Raw genomic sequence first — 25,447 nt, 5'->3', positions numbered from 1 at the left:
GGAGACGCTTTTTCTAAATATAAATGTAACTGGATTTTCATTCCCTGTAACACCTTAGTCATTATGTTGAAATGCAGTTGGAGGACTTTTGCAGCGGAAATACATTTATCCACTAAATACAATTGTGTATGAAAAAAAGTTTACTTCTTAATGTGCAGTCTCTGGTTGCTGCTGCACTTGTTTCTTTAACGGCTGGCGTACAGCCGCTTTCCGCACAGGAAACAACTCTTACATTGAATAAGGCGGACTTTTCCGTTCCTACCTGGACGAAGTTGTTGCGCGCATCGAAGGCCGCCGATGGCAAACTGCCTTACAGTATTAATATGACAATAAACGGCGATCCTTCTTCACAACTTGGTTTTGCCTGGTTTACGAATCCGACTTCGGAAAAGGGGATGGTTCAGATCGTAAAGAAAGCAAATGCAACAGAAAAGGATTTCGAAGGTTCTATTATTACTCAGGATGCAACAATCGAGCATGTTTCTGTGAATTATCTGGTAGATGCCAATAAGGTGGATGCCGGTATCGAGTCGAAAACGGATATGGCTTACACCAGTCATAAAGCACTGGTCGATAAGCTTTCTCCGGGTACAACTTATTCATTCCGCGTCGGTATGCCCGGAGCTTGGAGTGAAATTGGTAGTTTTACAACCGCTAAGAACGATAAGAGTGCCTATTCCTTTATTTATATAACGGATACACAAGCCCAGTATGATGAAATGTTCGATGTGTCGCAGAAGACGATTCACGCAGCTCAACGTCTTGTCCCGGATGCGCAGTTCGTACTTTGCAACGGTGACTTTGTTGAAACGACCGGTGCGACAAAAACTGCTGATGTAGACAAAAACTTCTCATCTGAATGGGAGTGGGAACAGTGGTTCTCAACCATGCAGGATGTATGGATGCAAAAACCGTTGGTTCCGGCACAGGGAAATCATGACCGGAGCGTGCGTGACAGCAATTTTGCCAAACATTTCAATACGGATAATTCATTCAATGAAAATTCTTCGGCCAAGACTGCTATGGACGGAACCATCTACTCCTTTGTTTACGGAGATGCGCTCTTCATGGTAATCAACTACGAAGATTATAGCGCCGAAGGATATTTTGATGAGTTGAAGGCTTGGATGCGCGAACAGGTAAATGCTCATAAGGATGTGAAATGGCGTATCGCTACCTATCATAAGAATATGTTTACCGGTAGCAATTCCCACCAGGACGATGCCGACGGTAAGGCTGTCCGTGCCGCCATGCTTCCGATATTCGATGAGTTGAAGATTGATCTGGCGCTTCAGGGACACGACCATATCTATGAGGTGATCGGCCCGGTCAGCAATACAGCCAAGACGCTGGTCGCCGATGCTGTTCAGAACGTAGAAGTAGTCGGCCAGCCGGGTGCTCGTGAGAATATGACTGGAAAGAAGGGTGGCGTGTTTAATGTAAAAGACGGGACGCTTTATTTCTTGAACAATTCCGCCGGTAAGAAAAAATACGAACCGCGTAACGAAGCTGCCATGATTGCATCTTTGGACAAACATGAGGTAGCTAATTACTGGGGTCTTTTCTCTGGCAAATTCGGCCAGACGGGCGAACCTACTTTCAGCCGTGTCAATATGAGTACGGATAAAATCGAGATTGAAACCTATACGGTCAACGATCTGGGCGAACCTTCTTTGTTCGACTCTTTCACGGTGGTCAAAGACGATGCGACAGCCAATACAAGCGTTCTCAAATCGGCTCAGGTGACGGTTGCGCCGAATCCTGCATCCGATGTAATCCGTATCGACGGAGTGATTGCCGACAAAGTGGAAATCTTCTCGATGAACGGAGATTTGGTTAAAGTTGCCAGAAATAGCAACGAAGTGAATGTAAGTTCGCTGGCGACCGGTATGTATGTGGTAAAAATCACTGCTGAGAATGACTTGTTCTTCTCCAAGGTAATGAAAAAATAACCAGAATAACCAACTGCCTCGTTCGGTTTGCATGTTTAGTGCGGGAACGAGGGGGTTATTGTATAAAACGTATTTTTCAGGTTCGAAAGACATCCGAAACAAAACAAATGTTAATCCACTTTTCAGATGCTAAAAAGGGACTTTTTCGCCTTTTTTGAGTGTTTTCAGTAATTACGACCGTCCTCTTTGCCACCATGACCGTGCTAATGTGTAGTGCACTCGGCACCTCGCGAAGATTAGGACGGTCATAATGGCGATTAGGACGGTCGTAATTGGAAAGAGGACCGTTTTCATGGCAAAAAAGCCCCTTAATTTCCTTGGGATATTTGGAACGCCGTCCGTTTTATTTTCAAATATTCGATTCTCCGGGAGTTAAGGTTTTTCACTTTGACGGTGTTTCCGGTTTCCGGCAATCAAATTGCACGGTTTTTCAGACTGCCTGCGCACCTCGCTCCATCTGTTGTCAGTAAAGAAGATTAAAACCATAAAAAGAGTCAATTCAAAATCGATCAAAATTTCGGACGAAATAGAAAAACAGCTAAAAAGAGGGTTATTGTAAATTTCGTATTTAAGACATAAGGTTTTCGAACCTGTAAATGTTAATCCGCTTTTCGAACGTGAAAAAGTTGGTTCTGTTTACTTTTTATGTGTCTTTGTCCTGTATTTTAAGCAGATAAAAAAAGCCTCTGAAGTTGATCAGAGGCTTAAAAGTAGAATTACAATAGCTGTCAAACAAAAGTTATTCTACTTCAATTAATGTTCTACCTAATTTGTGTAACCCTGCGACAATTTTTTCGCGTTGTTGCATACGTGGATTACGTACCCCTTGTATGTAATGACCTAATTGTTTTTCGTTGATTCCTGTTAATCTGCTAATTGCAGCGCGTGATAAAATATTATCGTAATAATGAAGCAATGCACGAGTTGTTAACACAAAATGCAGCTCAAATTCAGTTTGAAGAACTGTTGGAATTTCATCATTATCTTCAATCATTGATTGAAGGTGAAGATTAAAAGATTCAGTAAAACCTTCTTTAAGTCCCTCTAAGGTTTGATGTGTTGCAACAACTGGTAATATATCAGTTCCAGCTGCATAATTATTTAACCAATCAACAGTTACTATTATTTTTTCCATAACTTTTGAATTTTAATGGGTTGTTACTTCCAGCCCGCTTGTTTAAAGATACTGTTTAAAAGAAATTGATCTAATGTTTCGGAAGGTTTACCCCTTACCGTCACTTTGCCTTTCTTTGTTGGATGCTTGAATTGTCTGTGATCGCCTTTTGTACATTGTATATACCAGCCATCTTTTTCAAGCATCTTAATAATTTCAATTACTTTGTAGCTTTTCATTATTTCAAATAACTTTTGTTTGACAATACAAAGATAGCTATAATACTATCATTACGGAAATATTTGATAGTAAAATTGCTAACATTTGTATTGTTTAACACTGATTGTTAATCCGCTTTTCGGACGTCAAAAAGTTGGTTCTGCTTAATCTTTTGTATCTTTGTCCTGCATTTTAAGCAGATATGAATATATGATAAGCTACTTACAGATAGACAAGCTGACCAAGAGCTTCGGCGACTTGGTTCTTTTTGAGGATATTACTTTTGGAATTGCGCAAGGACAGAAAGTCGGGCTGATAGCCAAGAATGGTACAGGTAAAACGACTTTGCTGAATATCATAGCCGGTAAGGAAGATTATGACAGCGGGGCGGTTGTGTTCCGTAACGACCTGCGCGTCGGATATCTCGAGCAGACGCCGCATTATCCGGACGGCTTGACTGTCTTGCAGGCTTGTTTCTACTCGCCGAACGAGACGGTGCGCCTGATTGCCGAATACGAACAGGCGATGGCAAGCGGCGATCATTCCAATCTCGAAGATATACTGCTCCGGATGGATAATCTGAAGGCATGGGACTACGAACAACGGGCGAAGCAGATTTTAGGGCAGTTGAAGATACAGAATTTCGACCAGAAGGTGGAAACGCTTTCCGGCGGACAGCTGAAGCGCGTGGCGTTGGCAAACGTCCTGATTACCGATCCGGAACTGATTATTCTCGACGAGCCGACCAACCATCTGGACCTGGAGATGACCGAATGGCTCGAAGGATACCTGTCTCGTGCGAACATTAGCATATTGATGGTGACGCATGACCGTTATTTCCTGGACCGTGTCTGTAGCGAGATCATCGAAATAGACCGGCAGCAGATTTACCAGTATAAAGGAAATTACAGCTATTACCTGGAAAAACGCCAGGAACGCATAGAGGCTTTGAATACGGAAGTCGACCGGGCAAGCAACCTGCTTCGCAAGGAACTGGACTGGATGCGCCGTCAGCCGCAGGCTCGCGGGACCAAAGCCAAATACCGGATCGACGCTTTCTACGAACTGGAAAAGAAAGCGAAACAGCAGCACGACGCGGGTAACGTGAACCTGGATGTGAAGGCATCGTATATCGGTTCCAAGATTTTCGAGGCGGAACATGTCTGCAAGCGTTTCGGCGACCTGAAGATCGTAGAAGATTTCAACTACATATTTGCCCGTTACGAAAAAATGGGGATTGTCGGGAACAACGGGACCGGGAAGTCAACCTTTATCAAGATGCTGATGGGAGAGGTGGAGCCGGACAGCGGACGGTTCGATGTGGGCGAAACGGTTCGTTTCGGCTATTACAGCCAGGACGGCCTTCAGTTCGACGAGCAGATGAAGGTGATCGATGTGGTCCAGAATATTGCCGAATATGTCGATCTGGGCGACGGGAAGAAAATGGGCGTTTCCCAATTCCTGAACTATTTCCTGTTTGCTCCGGAGAAACAACATAGCTATGTCTATAAGCTGAGCGGAGGGGAGAAGCGGCGTTTGTACCTGTGTACGGTCCTGATGCGCAATCCGAATTTCCTTGTGCTGGACGAGCCGACGAACGACCTGGATATCGTGACGCTGAATGTGTTGGAGGAATATCTGCGGAATTTCAAAGGATGCGCGATTGTCGTTTCCCACGACCGTTATTTCATGGATAAGGTAGTTGATCATCTGCTGGTGTTCCGGGGCAATGCGGACATCAAGGATTTTCCCGGAAACTATTCGCAATATCGTGACTGGAAAGAGGTGCAGGACCAACTGGAAAAAGAAGCCGAAGCTGCCCGCCAGCCGAAACAGGCTCCAGTAGCCGATAAAACGTCCCGTCCCGAAAAAGAACAGAAGAAGAAACTCACTTTCAAGGAACGCAAAGAGTTTGAAGCGCTTGAAGCCGAAATACCGCAGCTCGAAGCCGAAAAAGCCGAGCTGGAAGTGGCGATGAGCAGCGGCACGCTCAGCAACGACGAGTTGCTGGCAAAGTCCGAACGGATTGCAAAAGTAATAGATGAAATAGACGAAAAGACAATGCGCTGGCTCGAATTGAGCGAGTTGGCGTGAATAATGTGCCAATGAGTCAATATGCCAATGTGCCAATTATGAATACGGAGAAGCCGATATTGTGGAACCGGAACTTTGTGCAGTGTTGCATTTCCTATTTCCTGATGAATTTCTCTTTCTACCTGTTGATGCCGACGATGCCGCTTTATCTGGTGGAGGTTTTGGGGATCGACACGGCAAATGTGGGGATTGTATTGTCGAGTTATACGATCGGGCTGCTTTGTGTCCGTCCCTTCTCCGGTTTCCTGGTGGATTGCTTCTCGCGTAAGCCGTTGTATTTATTGGCATTCTTTGTTTTTGCCGTTATGTTTGGCGGCTATTTAGTCGCGGCGACTATGCTGACGATTATGGCGGTGCGGTTTGTGCAGGGCGGCTTTATGGGGCTTACTTCCGTTTCCGGCAATACGATTGCGATCGATGTGATTCCGTCTGCGCGGCGGGGGGAAGGAATGGGGTTCTATGGCCTGACGATCAATTTGGCGATGTCGCTGGCTCCGTTGGTAGCAGTCGTTATCTATGATAAATGGGGATTTCATCCGTTGGTGCTGGTCGGTTTGGTTGCTGCTTTCATCGGTGTCGGGTCCGTTTGTCTGATTCGCTATCCGAAGCGGGAGAAAATGTCGCGTCCTCATTTTTCCCTGGATCGTTTTATCCTGGTGAAGGCGCTGCCGGCAGCGTTGGCTTATATCCTGGTGGCGATACCTTACGGGATGATTACCTCTTTTGTCGTTTTATATGGGAAAGAGATCGAGGTGGCCAATCCCGGCTACTTCTTTATTTATATGGCGGTAGGTGTGGGGACGTCGCGTCTGATATCCGGCCGTCTGGTCGATCATGGCAAGATTCATTGGGTTTCGGTCTGTTCGTCCGTCTGTCTGTTGGTGACGTTCGCTGTGTTTGCAACCGTTCATCATCCTGTGGCTTTCTTCGTTTGCGCCTTGATGATCGGGATCGGGTATGGCGTGGGAGTGCCTGCCTTCCAATGTCTTTTTGTCAACGTCGCTCCGCATAATATGCGCGGGACGGCAACTTCTACCTATCTGACTTCTTTTGATCTGGGTGTCGGGATTGGTATGCTTTCAGCCGGTTTTATCGCTTCCCATGCGGGGCTGGCTATGGCTTACGGGGTGGGAGGCGGTTGTTGTCTGCTCTCCCTGCTTGTCTATTTGCGTTGGGTACGGCCGTCGTATGAGAAATATAAATTATTAGTTTGAAGTATGAAAAGCATTCTGTTAACCATCTTTTTACTGACATATACCTGTTTGCCATGCTTTTGTCAGCAGGCAGTTGATGAAGCATGGGTTGCTTCTATTGATAAAGAATATGCCGTTTTTCCTTCCGAACTTATTTATCTTCAAGTCAGCAAAGGTATTTATGAGACAGGTGAAGACCTTTGGTTTAAAGCCTACCAGTTGAATGCCCAGTCTTTCGGTTTGTCGGATCAAAGCAAGACATTGTATCTGCAAATGATAAATTGCGAAGATAGTATAGTCTGGCAAGAAAAGTATCCGGTAGAAAATGGTATGGCATTCGGCCACGTTTATGTAAGTGAGAAGTTGTCGGAAGGAGATTATTTTCTGGAAGCCTATACCCGCCACTCCTTTCACAATGACACAACTGGAATAATTTCATCCCGTAAAATAAGGGTAGTTAAAAATATCGCTCATGACAGTCAACAACCGGAGAAAATTGAAAAAGATCGTTTGCAGTTTGATCTTTTTCCGGAGGGAGGAAACCTGGTTTCCGGCTTGCCTTCGCGTGTGGCATTTAAGGCGACGAATGGCAGAGGATATCCGGTAGCAGTAAAGGGAACTTTGTATCAAGGAGAAGCTCCGGTCATTCGGTTTGAAAGTCGTCATGACGGAATGGGATCTTTCTTCTTTACGCCTGATTCGGAGAAGAAATATCGTATAGAGTTAGATAATGGTGCAGAGTATTCTTTACCGGAGATTTATCTTCAAGGAATGACTTTATGTTTATTTAAACAAGACAAGAAACACCTGGAATTTTTTATTTCACAAGCGGAAGGTTCGCCTGCTCAAGAAATTTGTCTTTTAGGGCAAATTCGTGGAATGATTTGTTGTGTGGCAAAGGGTGTGTTGAAGGACCGGCTTAAAATAAAAATGCCGCTTAATGAGTTTCCTTATCAGGGAATCGTAGAGTTTACTTTATTTAATGGTAATATGCAACCGGTAGCAGAGAGGTTGGTTTATGTGAATCCGGAAAAGAAGATGCGGATAAAGATTGAACCGGATAAGAAAACATATGCCATTCGTGAAAAAGCGACATTGAAAATAAAGGTTACGGATGAGAATGGCAGACCGTTAAAAACGAATTTGGGCATTAGTGTGTTTGATAAGGCCTATGATAATCCGGCTGATCCGGTAAATATATTGACTCATTGTTATTTGTCTTCCCAAGTACGCGGGAAAATCCATAATCCGCTTTATTATTTCGATGATAAGAATAAAGATCGTATGTCGGCAATGGATTTATTGTTGCTGACGCAGGGGTGGAGGCGGTATGTCTGGAATATAGAAAATGCTCCTGATCATGAGAATCTGTTTTTATCTGATGAAATAATGGGTATACAATCTGTTGGCAGTAAGAAAAAGGGAAAAAAAGCGCAGGGGACGGAACAGCTTATCCAGATATCCGGGGCAGAGGGTAATTCAATGTATATATGGGCCGATTCAACCGGTTCTTTTACCGTCGGTACGGATATGTTGAAAGAACTTCGGGGCGGTTATGTATATTTGAAACCGATGTTGTCGAATGAATATAAACCTAAACTTGAGATAGAAGATTGTTTCGCTCAAATCGATAGCATAAGGAAAAAGAAATCCAGATATTATCCGTCTGCAGAGCCGGAGCAGGATGAAAACGGGCTAATCCTTGATTTGCCTGTAGTGAGCAGTGACAGTACGGTCTTGCTGGACGGTGTAACGGTGACAGGGAAAGCGCGGAGGGCGTTTCGGGATAAGTTTATGGGGCGGTTGGATAGTCTGGCGCAAAAGGATTTGAATAATATCTGGGTTTGTAATACCTGTGGTTTGTTACTGAATTATAAACCGGGATATGACGGACATCATGCGGTAAACGGTTGTCGGGCTGACAGTATGAGTAGACCTGTTGATGGGCAAACTTACAGGATTGCTAAATTTGAACATTTTCAATCTTCCGGAGTTGGCATACCTTTCCGGGTTATTGACGAACAGCTGGTCGTTTATCATGGTCCGCTGTATTCGGAAGCAGAACTGCTCCGTATGAATAACATTTGGCGAGCCAAAGGCTATTATGCCGAACGCGAATTTTACAAGCCGGACGAAATAGACATGCAATTGTCAGCTCCCGATGCCCGCAATACTTTATTATGGAAACCTTCTGTGATAACAGACGAAAAAGGGGAGGCGGAAGTTACTTTCTTTTGTTCCGATATCAACACCGGTTTTATCGGAGTGGCGGAAGGGGTTGATGGAACAGGATTGCTTGGCTCCGGTAAATGCGAATTCAGAGTGATAAGAAAATAGAATGATATGAAAAGTTGTTATTGTTATTTGTTGGCGTTGTTGTTGGTTACTGCTTGTTCTGGTAACGGGAGAAGTGTGAAGAACGAGTTTCGGGGAAAGTTGGTAGCTACCAAACAATTGGTGGAAACGGGCGAGAAGAAATTCAGGCTCGATACGGATACGAAAGTGAAGCCTCCTTATATCCAGATTTATACCGATGATGCGGGCGATTGTTTGTTGACATTTCTGAATAACCGGAAGAATGCTATTTATTTCTATCGCTATTCGGATACGACTTATCTTAAGCAGATTGCATTTGAGCGTGAAGGGGCCGATGCGATCATGAGCGCGGGCGCTTATTATGTCAAAAGTCCGGATTCGATCTATGTGTTCAACCGTCCGTTGATCGAGATCGCTTTGGCGGACAGTACCGGTCGTGTGCATAACCGTGTCACATTGTTGGATAAGGAAGATAAAGAATGGGCGTTGCATAATCCGCAATATCTGTTTTCGCCTGTCGTACCGTTGATGTTGATTGAGAATCATCTGATTTTGCCCGGAATGTCTCCTTTCCCTGAAAATCTGGCAGATAGGGAAAACTTCCGTTTTACCACCTGTATCGATCTGGCGACAAACAAGGTGGAATATCACCATCTCTATCCGGAAGAATTGTTCGGTAACGGCTACAATTGGGGCGGCGACCTGATTCTTCAACCTTATCCGGCTATCAGTCCGGAAGGGAAGATGGTTCATAGCTTTACCTGCTCGCATGATCTTTATATTTCGGATTGGAAGAATGATGCCGAAACTAAAGTTTATGGAGGTGGTAATACTGCCGGAACGATCCGTTCTATTGACCATGAAGCTAAAGGAACGCCGGACGAACTTGTTTATGCTTGCTATATGGAGCAGGATTTATACGCTGCGCTCATTTACGATCCATTCCGCAAAGTCTATTACCGGTATTTGCAACGTGGCTTGCCTGATGCGGATCTGAAAACTCCTCTTGATAGCAAGCCGTTGACAATTATCGTAATGGATGATCAATTCCGCTATTTGGGCGAGACGGAAATCGGTACGGGGCAGGAATGGAATTGGACGAACTCTTTTGTTACGGCCGAAGGGTTGAATATAGAGCATATCGGAGATGAACCCGACGATGACGATTTTCTGACTTTCGGTTTGTTTAATCTGAAAGATTTATGATGGTATGAGCAGACCTGTCGATGGATAAACTTATAGAAATGAATTTATATAGATTGTGTTTATGTAAATATCGATTCGGTCTATATAATCGTGATATTGTGTCTTATTTGTAATATATGTTTCGTTTGTGCTTCAAAAAGATTCTTATATTGTTAAATTGTGCTCGTTTTGATATTGGTTAACAAAGTTTCACTGTATTCAAGAACAATGTTCTAAAACATGTTGTTATATTTGTAGCAGCAAAAAGATAAAAGGTGAAAAGATAGGGGACAGCGGTCCCCGTGTTTAGGTTTAACAATTTAATGTTTAGGTATTATGAGACGTTTAGGTATGGCTGTTGCAGCCGTTTTATTATGTGCAACGATGGGGTTTGCACGTGAAAACCGTAACAATGTGAGTAAAGAACCGTTTGCTATTAACTTTGAAAAATTGAGCAACTATTTGCAGTTGTCATCTTATCAGGCTAATGAAGTGGCAAACATCAACGAGTATTTTCAGGATATGCAGAACGAGAGTCTCAGGTCAAGCGAACAGATGCGCGACAAGAAGATGCGCCAGGCTGTTTATGGGAATCTGAAATTGATGAAGAAGGTTCTTACGCCGGAACAGTATCGCAAATATGTGATCCTGTTGAATGTGACCAACAATAATAACCGTACGTTGAGTTTCTGATTCAAAAAGGTTATTTCTGATAATGGAAGAGATTGCACGCTTTGTGTGTGCAATCTCTTCTTTTTTTTATCTATCTTTGCGCTGTTTTTTAACAAATAATGAACACATATAAATCGAAACAACAACGCAAACATGGAACAACCGCTTAATCTGGCCTCTAATGCCGCATTGAAAAGAAATGTAGCAGACTACACTTTGATTGTTATTGGTGCTTTTTTCCAGGCACTTAGTTACGTCCTCTTTCTTGCTCCGTACAAGATCGTACCGGGAGGTGTGTATGGTATCTCGATCGTACTTCATTATGTGACAAAAGGAGTTTTCTCTTTTATGCCCGATGGTCTTCCGATGGGTGCGACGGCCCTCTGCTTCAACATCCCGCTGATGATTCTGGCAATGAAAAAGATCGGTTTGGCGTCCGGGCCTAAAACGATCGTGACGTTTGTGTTGATTTCCATCTTTACAGACTCATTGTCCTATTTATTGGGAAATCAACCTTTGGTTGAGAACGATAGCTTTATCGCTTGTTTCTATGGCGGCGCGATCTTGGGTATCGGTGTGACTTGCGTGTTCCGGGCGCAGAGTACCAGTGCGGGAACGGATGTACTGGCACGTGTGATTGCCAATAATTCGAATCTGAAAGTCAGTAATATGATTATCGTGTTGGATTCGTTGGTAGTCTTGCTGGGGCTGATTGTGTTCCGTGACTGGGCGGTTCCTTTGTATTCGTGGTTTACTATCTTCGTTTACGGGAAAATCGTGGAGATGTTCCAGACCGAGAATCCCAACCGGGCTGTCTTTATCGTATCCCGGAAAACACAGGAAATAAAGGAACTGATCGTCGGGAAGATGGGAATGCGCGGTACTTTTTTGCACGGACGTGGTATGTATGAAGGCAAGGAGAAAGAAATCATCTTTACCATTGCTGAACGTAAAGACCTGCCCCGTCTGAAAGACGAGGTGAAGGAGATCGATCCGAACGCCTTTATCTCCACCATGCACGCGAGCAAGGATTCACCACGACCGGGAATCTAAAGAGTTGAAAGTTGAGAATTGAAAGTTGGAAGAGGTGGATTGAAAGTTAAAAAGTGGTAGCAAAAATAACTTTCAACTTTCAATTTTCAACTTTCAACTAAAATACATACCTTTGCCACATTTAAAAACAAACTGTAAGAAAGAAATGCCTAATATTTCACAACGAGGAGTCAACATGCCGGCTTCTCCTATCAGAAAGCTCGTTCCGCTTGCCAATCAGGCTAAAGCTAAAGGTACTAAGGTGTATCATCTGAATATCGGCCAGCCCGATCTGCCTACGCCCGAAGTCGCGATGGAAGCGATGCGCCGTATCGACCGTAAAGTGCTGGAGTATTCTCCGAGTGAGGGTATCCGCAGTTTCCGTGAAAAGCTGGTGAAATATTATGCGAAATTCAATATCCTTGTGGATGTTGACGATATCATCATCACGACCGGCGGATCGGAAGCCGTCTTTTTCTCTTTCATGGCTTGTCTGGACCCGGGAGACGAGATTATTGTACCGGAACCGGCTTATGCCAACTATATGGCGTTTGCCATTTCGAGCGGTGCCGTGATCAAGACGGTACCGTCTACGATTGACGAAGGGTTTGCCCTTCCTTCCGTGGAGAAGTTCGAGGAGCTGATCACACCGCGCACGAAAGCGATCCTGATCTGTAACCCGAATAATCCGACCGGTTATTTGTACACGCAGAAGGAGATGGACCAGATTCGCGATATCGTAAAGAAATATGACCTGTTCCTGTTCTCCGATGAGGTTTACCGTGAGTTCTGCTATACGGGTGCGCCCTACATTTCCGCCTTCCACCTGAAAGGGATCGAGAATAATGTCGTGCTGGTCGATTCCGTATCGAAACGTTACAGTGAGTGCGGTATCCGTATCGGAGCACTGATCACGAAGAACCAGATGGTGAAGGAAAATGTTATGAAATGGTGCCAGGCCCGTCTGAGCCCTCCTTTGATCGGCCAGATCATTGCCGAGGCTTCGCTCGACACACCGGAGGAATATATGCTGGATGTGTATAACGAATATGTGGAACGCCGTAAATTCCTGATAGACGGCTTGAACCGTATTCCCGGCTGCTATTCACCGATACCGATGGGGGCATTCTACACCGTTGCCAAGCTACCGGTGATGATGCTGATAAATTCTGTGCCTGGTGTCTGAGTGAGTTCGAATATGAGGTCAGACTGTCATGATGGCTCCGGCCTCCGGTTTCTACACGACTCCGGGCTTGGGAAAGAATGAAGTCCGTATCGCATACGTCCTGAAAAAAGAAGATCTGGCAAAAGCGCTTGTGGTGCTTCAGAAGGCACTGGAGGCTTATCCTGGTAGAGTTATGTAATGAATTTAGAACTATTTATAGCAAAAAGAATCTATTTCAGCAAGGAGGGGGAGCGGAAAGCTACGCCTCCGGTCGTTCGTATCGCTATGGTCGGCATTGCTTTGGGGTTAGCTGTTATGATTCTTTCTGTTGCTATAGTCATTGGTTTTAAGAAGGAGATCCGGAACAAAGTGATCGGTTTCGGATCCCATATCCAGATCACGAATTTCGATAATAATACGTCTTACGAATCGACGCCTGTTGCGGTAAGCGATACGTTACTCAATCATCTTAAATCCTTTCCCGGCATCACGCATGTGGAGGCCTTTGCTACGAAACCGGGCATTCTGAAAACAGATACCGATTTCCAGGGAATTGTACTGAAAGGGGTGGATGAGAACTACGACTGGACCTTCTTTCGTAATAATCTGAAAGAGGGAGAGATTCCTGTTTTTGATAAGGATAAGACCTCTACCGATGTGTTGATTTCCCGTTATCTGGCTAATATGCTCGGATTGAAAGTCGGCGATTCGTTCCTGACTTATTTCGTGGGTGAAAATATTCGTCCCCGCAAATTTCATATCACAGGTACTTACGAGACAGGTTTTGTCGATTATGACAAGATATTTGTGATGGCTGATATTCGCCAAACCCGCCGCCTGAACGATTGGGATGCAGACGAGGTAAGCGGTCTGGAGCTTCAGGTGGATAATTATGACCATCTGGATCAGATTGCAGAAGATCTGTATTTCGATATTGCAGAGAAACAGGACCGGAATGGCAATAGTTATTATACCCGCTCCGTCAAGGAAATGAATCCGATGATATTTGACTGGCTGGATGTGCAGGACATTAACGTAGTCGTGATTCTTGTTCTGATCCTTGCTGTTGCCGGGTTTACGATGATTTCCGGCCTTTTGATCATTATCCTCGAACGTACCAATATGATCGGTATCCTGAAAGCATTGGGAGAATGCAATACCAGCATTCGCAAGATATTTCTTTATATCTCCTTTTTCCTGATCGGCAAGGGGATGATTTGGGGGAATGTGATTGGAATTGCGCTTTGCCTAATCCAATCCTTTTTCCATGTTGTGAAACTGGATCCGTCCATCTATTATCTGGATGCAGTGCCTATCGACTTGACGGTATTGTCTCTTGTCCTGCTGAATGTCGGTACGCTGGCCGCCTCCATGTTGATGCTGTTAGGGCCTTCCTACCTGATAACCCGTATCGAGCCGGCTAAAAGCATACGGTTTGAATGATTTATTTATGGCTTTGGTCGCCTGGCGGTGGAAAAACGAGGACTGTTGTCTGTGACAGATGAAAAAAGTACGGAGATAAAAGGTTTATTATCAGTGATGATTGAAAAATGATGAAAAATATATGCCGGCAACTCTTGCATAATTCAAATAAACCACCTACTTTTGCATCGCAATTCAGAGGAATGGCGGTGAAAAAAGAAATAATGGTTCGGTAGTTCAGCTGGTTAGAATACATGCCTGTCACGCATGGGGTCGCGGGTTCGAGTCCCGTCCGGACCGCTCAAAATAAACATTTTGGTGCGTTAGTTCAGTTGGTTAGAATACATGCCTGTCACGCATGGGGTCACGGGTTCGAGTCCCGTAGCACCGCGAAAGCCTTGGAAGTGAATACTTCCGGGGCTTTTTTATATCATACCTTTCCTGCTTTATTATGATGTCGGACGACAGTAATGAGTTCTTTTTTGAAGCTTGTTAAATAGATATGCAAAGCGCTTTTTCTTTTAAAATGGAACAATAAAACTTGCTTATCCGATTTATAGTATTATCTTTGTATCAGAGTTTGAGTTACGTATTATTATCGTATAGTTCTTCTTTTCAAAAAGTAGGTCTCTCCATTAATTTTCCTCCTCATACCCTATTAGTAATTAATAAAAATAAAATTTCAAATGAACATTTACATTACAGGCTTGAACTATAGCATTAATGATGCTGACTTAAATGATCTGTTTGCGGAGTATGGAGAAATTACTTCTGCAAAAGTTATTATGGACAGAGAAACAGGGCGCTCCAGAGGATTCGGCTTTGTAGAAATGCCGAACGATGCAGAAGGCCAAAAAGCAATCGATACGCTTAACGGAACGGAATTGGAACAGAAAGTTATTTCAGTAAGCGTTGCACGTCCCCGGACGGAAAGACCTTCAAACGGTGGTGGATACCGTGATAGAGGAGGTTATAACAATAGAAGATATTAGTTTTCTTTTATATGAGGATATGTCAAAAATTGTAATAGGTTTTTGACATATTCTTTCCTTACAGTTTAGTTAGCACCTGCCCCTTAATGCAATATCAGGACTCTCAAATCCTGTATTTTCCTGTGTTAGAAATTATTTTGCATTCTACTCAAGTCTTTATATGATAGATTGATAATTAATAAAATAAATATATATTACATGGCAAAATCCGTAACATTTAATAAACGAGAAAACGAAAAAAAGAAACAAGCCCGAAGAGCAGAAAAGCAAAAGAAGAAAGAAGATAGAAAGTTGCTTGGGAAAGCCAGTAGCTTTGATGATATGATCGCTTATGTTGATGAAAATGGAGTCATAACATCTACTCCCCCGGAATTCAATCCTAACAAAGAAGAGATAAAGCAGGAAGAAATTCTTATATCAGTCCCTAAAAAAGAAGAAATAGAGACCCCTTCCGTTCTGAGAGGACGCATAGATTATTATAATGAATCGAAAGGTTATGGTTTTATTAAAGACCTTGATGGTAATGAGAAATACTTTTTCCATGTGAGCAATAATTCTCTTGCCGATATTTCTGAAAATGATATTGTTACCTTTGACCTCGAACGGGGCCTGAGAGGTATGAATGCTATAAATATTAGTCTTGAAAATGAATCGGAAAACGAAAAATAAAATTTAAGATATGAAAAAAGGTGAGACCATGAGGTCGGATGCAAATTTATCCAGTCAGTTAACAAAGAATGCTCTGAAAGAACATAAGAAAAGAGTAGGGGAAGTGGTGCTTGTCGCTATTAGCCCGCGTACGACAATCGAACTCCCTGCTAACCTGTCGCAAGCAGAGAGGGATGTCCGCATAGAACTTTACAAAAAGCTGCATAGCTCTAAGGTATAGAATGATAAAAGAAAAGGTTGTCGGTGAAGACAACCGCTCTTTATTTGAATGATAAGCTATTCCATTAATGCAAAGCAACACCAAAGTACAGGCGCTTGTCCATGATAGTCACCTGCTATTCTTCGACGGTCATAATAATACTGCTTATCATTCTTTTTATTGGTTCCAACACACACTTCTGTAACATCTCCTTCTTCATTAATATAAGGAACTAATGCCATCCAAGCTTTGTGTACAACCGGAGAATATTCTTTTTTATCCAGCCATCCCGATTTGACACCTGTGATCATGGCGTATGTGAACATCGCTGTGCCTGACGTTTCCGGCCAGCACTCAGGGTCATCTATCAGCTGATTCCACATGCCGCCCGGCAATTGATATTCTTTCAGGCTTTTCATCATTAAGAGATATCCTTCCAATATGCGGGGGCGGTCCTTATTGTCTTTCGGTAAATAACGAAGCAATTCTGTCATGCCTACAGCCATCCAGCCGTTTCCACGTCCCCAGAAAAACGGCACGTCCGGAGCATGGAAGAACAGGCCGTTGGGACGTTGGAGTTCATCCAGATACATCACCATTTCACGGGCGGCCCGGTCTATATATTCTCTTTTCCCTGTGCTTTTGTATGCTTGTGATTGGATGATCGTGATCATAAACATATCGTCGATCCATAGACGGGTTTGCCAGGAGAATCCTTTTTCAGCCCATTCTTTCTCTTTAGCTGTTGCGCTGTCAGGCACTTGCCATTGTGTATCTGCATATGGCATACCCATATCCAAATAACGTTTGTCATTTGTGATTTGGTAGAACTCAAGCGGCAGACAGCCAAACATATTCAAATCTACGTGGTACATGAGCGGTCGATAGTCCGCTTCAGTGGTAAACAGTGGTTCGAACTTGTTTTGAAGTTGTTTGAACAGTTCGTTGTCTTTGGTTACAGTCGCATATTTTAAGGCTCCATACCAAGTACAAACTTCTGCATAATGGATACCATCTTTTCCATTCTTATTATGAAACATATGCTTGGTAGAAATAAATCGTTTGCTTACCAGTTCCCCTACCTCTTTAGGTGTATAACCTTCCGGAAAGTTGTCGAAATCGGATTTGGAACTCGTTGCGCATTGTGTAAAAAATAATAGACATGCTAATGGAATAAAGAATTTTGTTTTCATGTTAGTTTAATAAATAGGAAGCTACCCGTTGAATTCGGGTAGCTTCGATTAGACATATTTAATTAATAGTAACCTTGATTTTGTTCTTCAGCATCCGTTCCTCTTGGATTCAAGCGGTCTATGTGCTTTTGAGGAATCGGACGAAGCTTATGGTGTGATTTGAAGGTTACGGCTCCTTCAGTGTTCCATTTCTTAACGTACTCTTCCAGTTTTTCGCACCGTACCAAATCAGTCCAACGGCAGGTTTCACCTAACAGTTCACGTCCGCGTTCATCTAATATGAAGTCGATGAAGTTACTTTGGAGATCTGCTGCCGTTACTTGAATACTTGCAAAAGTATTATTGGTATCTCCCATTTGTCCGCCTTCTTCACGCCAGTATTGAGGCATTTTGGTTTCGCCATCTTGCCATGCTGCACGTTTACGGACTATATTGATATAGTCGGCTGCCGTTTGGTAATCGCCATTGCGCCCGGCTGCTTCCGCTGCAATCAGATAGGTTTCCGCCAAACGCATTTTTACCCATTCGCGTCCACCTTGTGCATCATTAAAGGATAAACGTAGAGGGTCGAAATATTTGAGCAGAGGAGGATAATACCGGCTGTTATTTGCTACGTTTTCCTTATCCCAGGCAAAATATTTGTAACGATACGTTTCTGTAGTCGGATTTATACTATAATAGATGGCTGTATCTCCCACTTCTAAACCGGCACCTTCACGATTGGCATAATAAGCCCATTTAAAGCTCTTATAAAAACGGGAGTCATTTTTGCGGTCAAATAATTCCTGCATAGTCTTTTGTGACTGGAGATGTCTTCTATATGGACGTCCGTTTTCAAGGTCTCTCGTCATGCCGGGTTGATCTTCATACCAGGATCCCCAGTACATGTGGAAAGTGTTACCGTCTCCCCGGTAAACAGGATCGGTTGTAAACTGGACGGAAAAGATTACTTCCTTATTCCCCTGATTATTTATATTCCACAGGTCGGCAAAATTAGGTAACAGTTCATATTGTCCGCTGTTGATGACCATTTGTGCATATTTTAATGCATTTGCCATGTCGGAGGATTGTTGCCCGCGCTGATCACTGACTGCGCTTCCACGTGTGAGATATACCTTTGCTAATAGATGAGCTGCTGCATATTTGGCGGCTTTCCCTGTTTTTGCCGGTTTTTCAGGAGAATATTGCACGGCGTATTCCAGATCTTTGATTATCTGATTATAAATATCAGCAACTGGAGCACGGTGAAATTCCGTTCTTACATCGAATGATACATCCAAGACCAAAGGAATATTCCCGAAATGTTGTACCAGTTCAAAATAGAAAAATGCGCGTAAGAATGACATTTCAGCAAGAGCTACTTGCTTTTGGGCTTCTGTCATTGATGAGGAACCTTCAACTTGTTGTATTACCAAGTTTGCTGTATTGATCGCCTTGTAGTGATTTTCCCAGAACTCATATAAAACTCCGGCATCAGGGTTTAGCTGGCTTCCGTATTTGTTAAAAGCATCAGCTGCGTTCCCGGGTCCTCTGCCTGTGTGAACAGGTCTGTACCGTATTCTGTGAGAACATTGTATCTTTCGCCTCCTGCTCCCCAACGCATAAAGCTATAAGTCGCTGTTGCCGCAGATTCTACGCCGGCAACAGTCCCGTAATAATCGGGTGTTAAACGGGGAAGGTCTTTCTCCTTCAGATAATCATCACAACTTGTAAGCCCTAAACTTGTGCTTACCAAACTAAGAAGAATAAACTTCTTTAAATTATTTGATTCTTTCATTGTTTCTGATTTTTTAGATTAAAAACTTAAATTAAGTCCAACTAACCAGGTCGATGGAGTAGGACGTGTATAGCCTACTGCTCCTTCCGGATCTACTCCGCTATAGTTGGTCCACATCCATGAATTTTGTGCCTGAACATAAACACGACAGCGTGAAATGTCCCATTTATTTGTAATCTGACTTGGAATGGTGTAGCCCAAGGTTACATTACGAAGTTTGATAAAGTCGCTTTTTTCATAATGTAACGTCTCATAATACGGGAGAAAATCGACGCCTTCAATCGGACGGGGAAAAGCATTTGTCGGATTCGTCGGAGTCCAGTAATCGACTTTTACATTGCCGTTTCTGTGTGCTTGATTCAGATAACTGATGTTGTTCTTGACCATTGCACCAAAGTTCCCTTCGAAGAAGAAGCTGAAGTCAAAATCTCTATATTTGAAGGTGTTGTTTAAACTCAATATGACTTTAGGTCTTTGCTGTCCTTGAATGACACGGTCTTCGGAGGTGATTTTATAATCACCATTGTCCCACAGGCGGATAGTACCCGGAGCAAAGTTACTTCCGTTTTGGTTGAACTTTTCCATCTCGGCACGATCTTCCGGTGTGTCTTGCCAGATACCGATTTTCTTATAATTATAGAAAACATTGATTGCCTCACCAATAAACCAGGAGTTACCGGTATCATCTTCTTTACCATTGTATAATTCTACGATTTCTTCTTTATTGGCATACATCATGAGGTCGGTAGTCCATGTGAAATCCTTTTTATTGATATTGAGTGAGTTTAATGTAACCTCAATACCTTTGTTACGTGTTTTTCCTACATTCGATTTTATTTGATTAAAACCGGATACAATCGGTAATTGTCTGTCTAACAGCAAATCTTTTGTGTTTTGCAGATACAAGTCAATTGTTCCGTTCAATCTGCTTCCGAAGAATCCGAAGTCAATACCTGCATTCCACTGGCCTGTAGTTTCCCAGGTTAATGTCGTATTGGGCATTTTGTCAGGAGCATAACCGAATATGGATTCACTGCCGTAATTGTAAGGTTTTTGTGCCAACGTCCCTTTTGTTTCATAAGGAGATACCTCTGAACTGGCAACAACACCATAACCTACGCGTAACTTTAGGTTGCTGAGGAATGTAGCATTTTGCATAAATGATTCTTCATTAATACGCCAAGCCAATGCTGCAGCAGGGAAAGACACCCATTGATGTCCTTCAGCCAGGCGTGAAGATCCGTCATATCGGGCTGAAACGGTTGCCAGATATTTCCCTTTAAAACTGTAATTCAATCGGGCCATGAAAGAAGCTAATTTCCATTGAGTCTTGCCGCTTTCCGTTTTTTCGGGGTTGGAAGCTGAACCTACATCATTGTACAACAATTCGTCAGCAGGTATTCCCTGGACCGGGATTTTATTATATTCCCGCATGTATTCGTTAATAGATTGCAGTAAAGTCACGCCAACAGTGTGTTCATTAAAAGTTCTGTCATAGAATAACAGGTTTTCCCAAGTAAACATGGATCTGTTTTCTGTTCCGTTTCTGGCATAATTCATGGCATTACCTCGTGCTAATGCCGATTGGAAATTGTAATCCTGCCTGGTCTCGTAATCGATACCTAAATTTGTACGGAACCGAAGCCCCTGCAGAGGTAGCGCGATATCGGCATAATAACTGCCGATAAATCTGTTTATTTTTAATGGACTTTCAATGGCTCCTTCCGCTAACTTTAGTAATGGGTTACGCCACTGATCGTCAGTGCCTGAAACTTTTTCCAATAATTCGCCATTGTCGTCATAAAAACGTCCCAAAGGCATAACGCGCCAGGAGTCAAACAGGTTTGCCCCTCTTTCCTGTTTGGAATGGGTGTATGCGGTGAATGCTCCGAATTTGATATACTTATTGACTGAGTGTTCGAGATTCAGACGGATCGAGTAACGCGAAAAATCTTCATCTTTAACAAGGCCTTTATAATCATAATAGGAGCCGCTGAATGTAAAGTTGGTGTTCTCGTTCCCTCCGCGTACACTTAACTGATGGTCGGTGACCATGCCTGTGCGTTGTACAGCGTCCCACCACTTGCTTCCTGAACGAACTTTAGAAGGATCGTAGTTGCCATTTGTATCGTAGGCCATTCGTATGGATTCCAATGTGTAGGGATCGTTTGTGAAAGAACTGATCTTCTGGTCTTCTTCCCAACTTGGTGTTGCTGAAAGATATTTACCTGTAGAGCGGTATGATTCACGAACAGTTTCTGCATAAGCAGCACCGTCCATATATTCCAATTGGTTCAGTACGGTTTGGAAACCCACATATCCGTTATAATCGACCTGGGTTTTCCCGGCTTTTCCCTTTTTGGTGGTTATCAAGATAACACCGTTTGAACCTCTGGCACCATAGATGGCTGTTGCAGAAGCGTCTTTAAGGACATCGATAGTTTCAATATCAGATGGGCTGATTTCATTGAGGCCTCCCACAACCGGAATCCCGTCTACTATATAGAGAGGATCGCTGCTACCGCTGATAGAACGTTTACCTCTGATGAGAACGGAAGGACTTTCACCAGGTTGTGTCGTCGAATTGGAAACGAATACGCCGGGAATACGTCCCTGAATGGCTTGAGTCGCGCTTGTTACAGGTGATTTGGATATTATATCCGAGTTCACGGATGCTACCGAACCGGTAAGGTCTTTTTTCTTAACGGTACCATATCCGACTACGACGATTTCTTCCAATCCCATTGTTTCTGCTTCCAATGCAATGTTCAGGTTTGATTGGTTACCCACTTTTATTTCCTGGGACTGATAGCCGATATAGGATACGACAAGAACCGGGTTCGCTTCAGTAACGGAGAGAGAAAATTTACCGTTCATGTCGGTTACCGTTCCTATTGTCGTTCCTTTCACAACAATATTCACTCCGATTAAAGGCTCTTTCATATTGTCGACAATCGTACCGGTGATAGTTCTTGTCTGTTGTTGTAATACAGGAAAAGACGGATTCCCCTTTTTTACTTTTGCGATTGATACTTGGCGGTCATTAATGGTATAGACCAAGTCTGTATCGGTAAAAAGGTTATTTAGAATAACATCTAAAGTTTTAGAATTGACTTTTATGTCAACTTTCTTTTCCAAGTCGTGACGGACATTGTCGGAAAAAAAGAAGACATACTCTGACTTTTTCTCAATAACCCCGATTACTTCTTTTATTGACTGCTTGTTGATGTCAAGCGAAAGTAACGTGTTTTGAGAATAGGTCATAGAAAAAGAGTTTCCAATGCTAAAGACCAATAAAATAATTATGATTTTCATAATATGCAAGGTATAACGTAGACCGTTAAACCACGATCTATCGAGATAATGATTTATTTTCATATATTTGTAGTGATTTTAAAAGTTTAGTACGCAATAAGAACTTTGGAATCTTATGCCGGGTAATACTGCAATATTGTCCGGCATACTTTTTTTCATAATGGATGTTTCATAGGCATTTCAATTTAAATTAGACTTATTGTTAGCAAATGTGATTGTTCTTATCTTTTCTGTACAAATATCCGATCTGTTTTCTGTGAATATTCGATCGGTATTGTGTTGTATATGGTTTTCATAACATCTTCTAAATTATCAAATAAAACTAATTTCCCGTTACATTTCAGTTGTGCAATGTTTTCATCATAATCAATAGGTGTGTCATAATAGCGAGATAAACGTTTTAAAATATTGGATAGCGGTTCGCTTGTGAATTGGAGGTAGCCTTCCTTCCAACTGATATAATTATTTACATTGATCTTTTTTACGGATATCTGATCTTTTGAAACGGATAACATCTGGCTGGGTTGCAAGCGTGCTTTTTCTTCATCGACACTGACATCTACGCAGCCTTCTACCAATACAACCGAATAATCCGTATCTTCATCATAGGCCGTTACGTTGAATTGAGTACCCACGACATTTATTTCCATACGATCTGTATTGACATAAAAAGGCTGGTCCTTATTCTTTTCCACTTCAATGTAGATTTCACCATTTACCCATATTTCCCTTTTGTTTGCATCAAAAGTTGTCGGGAACTTTAGTGTGGAGCCTGAATTGATCCAAACTTTGGAGCCGTCGGCCAATGTCAGGCTCGAGCGTTTCCCTTTAGGTACAATCAAGGTGTTTAATGTGGTTTCTTCCACTACCGTTTTTGATACTTTTATTTGTTCGGCTCCTGCGTTTGCCGTGATTTCTCCTTTTTTGTCATATTTGATGTCAGCATCTTTTTCAAATGTGATGGTTTTGTTATTGGCCAGCACCAATTGTATATCTTTATGATTGACTGAACTGCTGTCTACCGTAACAAGCAGGTTCTCTTGTGTGATTTCATTTTTACTTGAAAATAACGGTTGTAACAATATCAACAGTAGTGCGACACAGGCTACTGCCGATGCTGTCAGATATATCCGGAATCGACGTTGTTTATTCCTGCGTTCTATATCTTTCTGTATTAATTCAAACAAGTTTTGTTTCTCTTCCTGAGAAAGCTTTTGTGCATTCAATTTTATTGATTTTAAAATACTTATTGCTTCTTCTATCTCGTCTATCAGATGTGGGTTGTCCTTCATAAACATCTCCCAATAGAGATTGTCTTCCTGAGTAGGAAATAATCTCCATTGGATAAAAGATTTATTTTGTAACCACTGATTCGATAGCATATTCAATTCGTTTTCATAGTAGAGACGATTTGCTTTTTATTTTGTACCCATTATTTCTAAATATTTTCATCGCGCATACGTTTTATTGCTCTGGAGATAAGTTTTCTTGCGGCTGGAGCAGTCATATCCAATAGATTTGCCACTTCTTCGTACTCCATTTCTTGTATGAAGCGTAAATAGACTGCTTCTCTTTGTCTATCGGTTAAGATTTCCAGTAAGTTTTTTATTTTGTTTTCAAGAGTCAGTTTGTCTTCGTTGTCAATTAACTCATCTAAAACAGAAGGCTCGATTAAAAAAGGTAAATCAGTAACTTCTACGATATTCTCTTTATTTAAGGATTTGTAGATGTCAAACAGGCGGTTTTTAAGCATTCGGAATAAATAATATTTCGGATGCGTAATTCCGTTCAGTTGCTTCTTGTTCGTGTAGAATTTGAAAAAAGTATCCTGTATTGCGTCTTTAAGCGTTTCCCGTTCAAAACCTAATCCTATGCCATAGGCAAATAGTTCATCGACATATTTATCATATATCAATGAAAAAGCATTGTTGTTTCCCTCCAGAAAAGCGAGTAGCAAATTCTGACCTTCTTCGTCGCTTGCATTTCTGTTTTCGTCGTATTTGTTTGTTTGACTCACTTAAAAACGGATATTCTGTTCATTCTTGTTAAATACAAAAATAGTAAAAAATACTATGCTGAAAAGAAAACCGTTTGTTATGTGTAATTTTAGAACTGCTTACCAGTTATTTCAGTATCGAAATAACCTTGAAAAGCATTGCCCGCGTCATGATTTTATTATTCAAAAAACTTACGATATAACCTGTGATACATGCCGCAATCAACGAACCTTCCCTGACTCCTTCAATTCGTTGTGTGAAAATCAGAGATAATAGAATAGCGATCGTTACCAGGGTAAAGTCAAATACGACTTTGAACTTGCCGAATTCTTTGTTATAACGGCGTGAGGCATAATTGACAAATCCTTCGGCACTCATCATCGCTACCTGAGGCTTAATCTCTAACACGACACCGATAGACTGGACAACGCATCCGATCAATAATAACCCGATCGACATGATGTAATTGGAAGGCTGTAAACCTTCTGTTATTGCCATATTAAAATCGATAAAGGCAGAAAAGAGGAATGAAAACGGAATTTGTAGAAGAATTGAAATCCTGTCCTGGCGGCTTTGGATTCCACGTATAAGCCAGAATTGACCTAATATAAGTAATACATTGACAATGAAAGTGCAAGTCCCTAAAGAAAGCGGGCTGTTGAGGCTTAATACATAGTTTACACTTGAAATGGGAGTTGTCCCTAATGTAGAGTGTATGATTAATACAATTCCGGCTGCTAAAAAATATAATCCGATGATAAATACCAAATACTTTTTTAAAATGATTTTTATATTCATATCTCACGACAATAATTTAATCAGATCTAATTGCTTCCCGCAATTAAGTGTATGCAAATGTCGCTATTTTTTTGTGAAGCAAATTGTATTTTGGGTGAAAAAACGTTATTCGTGAGGGCTATTTTTATTGTGTATTCGCCGGA

General features: G+C 42.3%; 18 protein-coding genes, 2 tRNA genes and 2 pseudogenes. 14 read left to right on the top strand and 8 right to left on the bottom strand.

All coding sequences use genetic code 11. The annotated features are described in order from the left end of the window. Positions 1-128: 128 nt before the first annotated feature. Positions 129-1,952 carry a fibronectin type III domain-containing protein gene (locus DW083_RS14240; protein ID WP_122332817.1) on the top strand — a complete coding sequence of 608 codons (1,824 nt, stop codon included), beginning with the start codon at positions 129-131 and terminating at the stop codon, positions 1,950-1,952. A 739-nt stretch (positions 1,953-2,691) separates the two neighbouring features. Here DW083_RS14240 and DW083_RS14235 read toward each other — a convergent pair. Together DW083_RS14235 and DW083_RS14230 are read right to left on the bottom strand one after the other, a co-directional pair. Continuing rightward, positions 2,692-3,087: a hypothetical protein gene (locus DW083_RS14235; protein ID WP_122332816.1), complete on the bottom strand. Its 396-nt coding sequence runs from the start codon at positions 3,085-3,087 to the stop codon at positions 2,692-2,694. A gap of 23 nt (positions 3,088-3,110) precedes the next feature. Next, positions 3,111-3,305, bottom strand: a complete 195-nt coding sequence (locus DW083_RS14230; protein WP_122332815.1) for a type II toxin-antitoxin system HicA family toxin — start codon at positions 3,303-3,305, stop codon at positions 3,111-3,113. 190 nt (positions 3,306-3,495) lie between these two features. Between DW083_RS14230 and DW083_RS14225 the strand changes: the two genes are divergently transcribed. From DW083_RS14225 to DW083_RS14165, 13 genes and pseudogenes are all read left to right on the top strand, one after another. Beyond that, complete coding sequence (locus tag DW083_RS14225; RefSeq protein WP_122332814.1) at positions 3,496-5,379, top strand: ABC-F family ATP-binding cassette domain-containing protein; 1,884 nt, start codon at positions 3,496-3,498, stop codon at positions 5,377-5,379. A 38-nt stretch (positions 5,380-5,417) separates the two neighbouring features. Further along, positions 5,418-6,593 (top strand): MFS transporter, encoded by a 1,176-nt coding sequence (locus DW083_RS14220; protein WP_122332813.1) that lies wholly within the window; start codon positions 5,418-5,420, stop codon positions 6,591-6,593. A 3-nt stretch (positions 6,594-6,596) separates the two neighbouring features. Beyond that, positions 6,597-8,909: a hypothetical protein gene (locus tag DW083_RS14215; protein WP_122332812.1), complete on the top strand. Its 2,313-nt coding sequence runs from the start codon at positions 6,597-6,599 to the stop codon at positions 8,907-8,909. A gap of 6 nt (positions 8,910-8,915) precedes the next feature. Beyond that, positions 8,916-10,094, top strand: a complete 1,179-nt coding sequence (locus DW083_RS14210; RefSeq protein WP_122332811.1) for a DUF4221 family protein — start codon at positions 8,916-8,918, stop codon at positions 10,092-10,094. A 315-nt stretch (positions 10,095-10,409) separates the two neighbouring features. Further along, positions 10,410-10,766 (top strand): hypothetical protein, encoded by a 357-nt coding sequence (locus DW083_RS14205; protein WP_122332810.1) that lies wholly within the window; start codon positions 10,410-10,412, stop codon positions 10,764-10,766. Between the two features lie 132 nt (positions 10,767-10,898). Next, positions 10,899-11,798: a YitT family protein gene (locus DW083_RS14200; protein ID WP_122332809.1), complete on the top strand. Its 900-nt coding sequence runs from the start codon at positions 10,899-10,901 to the stop codon at positions 11,796-11,798. A gap of 145 nt (positions 11,799-11,943) precedes the next feature. Continuing rightward, positions 11,944-13,141, top strand: a pseudogene (locus DW083_RS14195) (pyridoxal phosphate-dependent aminotransferase). Continuing rightward, complete coding sequence (locus tag DW083_RS14190; RefSeq protein ID WP_122332808.1) at positions 13,141-14,385, top strand: ABC transporter permease; 1,245 nt, start codon at positions 13,141-13,143, stop codon at positions 14,383-14,385. The pseudogene DW083_RS14195 and the gene DW083_RS14190 overlap by 1 nt, the downstream one beginning before the upstream one ends. A gap of 205 nt (positions 14,386-14,590) precedes the next feature. Beyond that, positions 14,591-14,664 (top strand) — tRNA-Asp (locus DW083_RS14185). Between the two features lie 17 nt (positions 14,665-14,681). After that, a tRNA-Asp gene (locus tag DW083_RS14180) sits at positions 14,682-14,754 on the top strand. 296 nt (positions 14,755-15,050) lie between these two features. Beyond that, positions 15,051-15,356, top strand: coding sequence for an RNA-binding protein (locus tag DW083_RS14175; protein WP_115499586.1), 306 nt, complete (start codon positions 15,051-15,053; stop codon positions 15,354-15,356). 198 nt (positions 15,357-15,554) lie between these two features. Then, a complete protein-coding gene (locus tag DW083_RS14170; RefSeq protein ID WP_115499585.1) occupies positions 15,555-16,025 on the top strand; it encodes a cold-shock protein in 471 nt (156 codons plus the stop codon). 10 nt (positions 16,026-16,035) lie between these two features. Continuing rightward, a complete protein-coding gene (locus tag DW083_RS14165) occupies positions 16,036-16,245 on the top strand; it encodes a hypothetical protein (protein WP_115499584.1) in 210 nt (69 codons plus the stop codon). Positions 16,246-16,301: 56 nt separating this feature from the next. Here DW083_RS14165 and DW083_RS14160 read toward each other — a convergent pair whose 3' ends face one another. From DW083_RS14160 to DW083_RS14135, 6 genes and pseudogenes are all read right to left on the bottom strand, one after another. Then, positions 16,302-17,417 (bottom strand): glycoside hydrolase family 105 protein, encoded by a 1,116-nt coding sequence (locus DW083_RS14160; RefSeq protein WP_122332807.1) that lies wholly within the window; start codon positions 17,415-17,417, stop codon positions 16,302-16,304. Positions 17,418-17,479: 62 nt separating this feature from the next. Continuing rightward, a pseudogene (locus DW083_RS14155) lies at positions 17,480-19,194 on the bottom strand (RagB/SusD family nutrient uptake outer membrane protein). 18 nt (positions 19,195-19,212) lie between these two features. Then, entirely contained in the window at positions 19,213-22,572 is a 3,360-nt protein-coding gene (locus DW083_RS14150; protein ID WP_122332806.1) for a TonB-dependent receptor, read from the bottom strand. Between the two features lie 158 nt (positions 22,573-22,730). After that, positions 22,731-23,807, bottom strand: a complete 1,077-nt coding sequence (locus DW083_RS14145) for a FecR family protein (protein WP_233552220.1) — start codon at positions 23,805-23,807, stop codon at positions 22,731-22,733. Positions 23,808-23,947: 140 nt separating this feature from the next. Continuing rightward, positions 23,948-24,526: an RNA polymerase sigma factor gene (locus tag DW083_RS14140; protein WP_233552219.1), complete on the bottom strand. Its 579-nt coding sequence runs from the start codon at positions 24,524-24,526 to the stop codon at positions 23,948-23,950. A gap of 106 nt (positions 24,527-24,632) precedes the next feature. Continuing rightward, on the bottom strand, positions 24,633-25,304 hold the full coding sequence (locus DW083_RS14135) for a YitT family protein (protein ID WP_122332804.1): 672 nt from the start codon (positions 25,302-25,304) through the stop codon (positions 24,633-24,635). Between the last annotated feature and the right edge of the window lie 143 nt (positions 25,305-25,447).

Source organism: Parabacteroides sp. AF48-14 (assembly GCF_003477465.1).
GTDB classification, from domain to species: domain Bacteria; phylum Bacteroidota; class Bacteroidia; order Bacteroidales; family Tannerellaceae; genus Parabacteroides; species Parabacteroides acidifaciens.
The sequence above is the reverse complement of the archived record's forward strand: the minus strand, read 5'-3'. Positions and strand labels throughout refer to the sequence as shown.